Source organism: Borrelia hispanica CRI, assembly GCF_000500065.1.
GTDB classification, from domain to species: domain Bacteria; phylum Spirochaetota; class Spirochaetia; order Borreliales; family Borreliaceae; genus Borrelia; species Borrelia hispanica.
Map to the genome: position 1 here is coordinate 1 of NZ_AYOU01000029.1, position 1,913 is coordinate 1,913.

General features: G+C 34.1%; 2 protein-coding genes and 2 pseudogenes. All 4 read right to left on the bottom strand.

The window, feature by feature from the left end; all coding sequences use genetic code 11:
• A pseudogene (locus U880_RS0100730) lies at nucleotides 1-726 on the bottom strand (tape measure protein); the annotation flags it as partial.
• A complete protein-coding gene (locus U880_RS0100735; protein WP_235047966.1) occupies nucleotides 723-1,001 on the bottom strand; it encodes a hypothetical protein in 279 nt (92 codons plus the stop codon). The pseudogene U880_RS0100730 and the gene U880_RS0100735, both read right to left, overlap by 4 nt.
• 8 nt (nucleotides 1,002-1,009) lie before the next feature.
• Complete coding sequence (locus U880_RS0100740) at nucleotides 1,010-1,474, bottom strand: hypothetical protein (protein WP_024654385.1); 465 nt, start codon at nucleotides 1,472-1,474, stop codon at nucleotides 1,010-1,012.
• 22 nt (nucleotides 1,475-1,496) lie between these two features.
• Nucleotides 1,497-1,913 (bottom strand): annotated as a pseudogene (locus U880_RS0100745) (hypothetical protein); the annotation flags it as partial.

Sequence of the window (1,913 nt, forward strand, 5' to 3'; positions counted from 1 at the left end):
AGCCTCTACTTTAGAATAGATCTCTGCCAACTTTGTAAGTCCTTCACTACTATTCCCCGCAGCCTCCCCAAACATACGCATACGTTGACTAACTTCAGAAGCAGAAGCTCCATAAGATAACATGGTTTGAGCAGCACTACTTATAGCTTCACTAGTAAATGTGGTTTGTTCCCCAAAAGCATTCATATCATCGGCTAAAGCTTTTCCAAGACTATCGTTATTTAGCATCTGTGAAAAAACACTAACTTCATTGTTAAATGATTCTAAAGACTCCATAGCGCCTGTAAAAACATTATTAACAGCATTGCCCGCCATTTGAAGAGTTTTCACAATCAAAACTATAGGACCAATAGTATTTACCATTCTCTCTAAAGCGTCCGCTGCTGCATTTGCCATATTTTTTACATTGAACAAATTTTTACCAACACGTTTTAGAGTGCTCCCAACGCTTTTGAAACTTTTGGTACTATTACTTCCAACAACTTTGACGGCTGAAGCAAGATTTTTGAAATTATCACCCATCCTTCGAGTATTCTCAATCAAAGCCTCACACACTACATTAAAACCATCGCCCGTATTTATCGCAGTCTCTAACCTTGACCTTAAATCTTCCAAGCTTTGAAATTCTTGTGACGCTATTTTTTGAAGTTGTTCAGATATGTCATTCAATTTACTTTCATTATTGGTAACAATCGATAAAGGAATTATAATGTCATCAAGATTCATTTACTTATACTCTCATTTTCAAGTTGTTTGATGTAAAGATTAAGCTCATTATAAACAAGAACAAACCAATAATTTTGATCAAAAAGTCCCCCTCCTCGTGGAAGAATCCCCACACTTCTTGAAATCAACGCCTGATTGATCAAATGCATCAAACACTCTTCATTGTATTTTATCCAATCAATTTCTTCTTTCATGTCTTGCAAAAATTTGTTCTGTAGTCTTTCTGCAAATTTCAATACCTTGTCATAATGGTCTCGTCTAGAGATATAATGCAAGGCAATCTCTACTTTTTTGAAACACGTTCTACCTTTAACGTATCTGATACGTTGTAAATCTCAATTGCTAAGTTAGATAACATATCTTGTAACAAAATAGCATCCTTCTCAACCACTTCCTTAGTTACAGGTTGATTATCCTGATCAAACAACCCAACAAATCCTACAACATTATCTCTCCAAATTTTTTTTATGAATTCCAACTGTCTCTTATTTACGTCTATAGCTACTTTAGAATCAATTTCTTTGAGAGAATTTTTAGACAATTTTTGAAATAATTCAACTTGAAACGCTTTAAGCTCCTCGATAAATCCATAATTTACACCTTCAAGTATCACAAATGCATCTTCATTAGCAGATTTTTCTCTCTCAACAGCAGTACCACTCTTATTAACCACATCTCCTTGTTTTCTAAGATAATCTGGAATATAAGGCAACTCGATACGACCCGATAAATTAACATTAACTAACATAGCAATATAACCTCCTCTCTAATCAAACTTCAAAAAATTTTGCACCAGCAATATAATCATAAGACACTGAAACTAATGGCTTTGAAAGCGTTAATTGATATTTTTGATCAATCTTTTGATTTGACAAATCTTGACTTGGATTAAATGTTGCAATTTGTCCTTCGCCAATCATAAATTTAGTTCTCTGACCTTCACTTTGTCCTTGATTTACAAAAAGTGCAAAAAACTCATAATTACGCGGTAATATCTGCCTACCAAAAGTATACCCATCACTACTATTATTCTTACTAACATCCAAATTTATAAAATGAGAATGCTCAACATAAGTCTCAAGCAACTCATCCTTATTCTCAGAAGTCTCACGAATAGAATACCCTGAAAACTCAACTGTTTGTTCTGGAATTTTCCCAATAGCCGAAATTGAACCACATACCGTCTT